The sequence below is a fragment of the Paraburkholderia sp. SIMBA_053 genome (assembly GCF_046534895.1).
Classification (GTDB): Bacteria; Pseudomonadota; Gammaproteobacteria; order Burkholderiales; family Burkholderiaceae; genus Paraburkholderia; species Paraburkholderia caledonica.
In genome coordinates, this window is the sequence record NZ_JAWRXU010001461.1 from 1 (window position 1) to 244 (window position 244).

Genomic DNA, 244 nt, shown 5'->3' on the forward strand with positions numbered 1-244 from the left:
TTTATTCAAGGCGCCTTTTCTATACGGCCAATTTCTTCCGCAACAGGCGGTTTGGCGTCCGGCCTCAATGCGCCCGCAGCGGATGCTCCGATGGTCCAGTCATGCAGCACCGTGTACGCAACCGCCAGCAGCGTCGGTCCGATGAAGACCCCGAGGAAGCCAAACGCGAATGCGCCGCCGAGAATGCCCAACATGACGAGAATCAACGGCATGTCGCTATTCTTGCCGATGAGAATCGGCTTGA

Annotated in this window: 1 protein-coding gene; it reads right to left on the reverse strand. The window is 57.8% G+C overall.

The genetic code is table 11. The features are described from left to right. Window positions 1-5 precede the first annotated feature (5 nt). The coding region (locus SB753_RS40465) for an AI-2E family transporter (protein WP_410805601.1) at window positions 6-244 on the reverse strand (239 nt) is incomplete at its 5' end.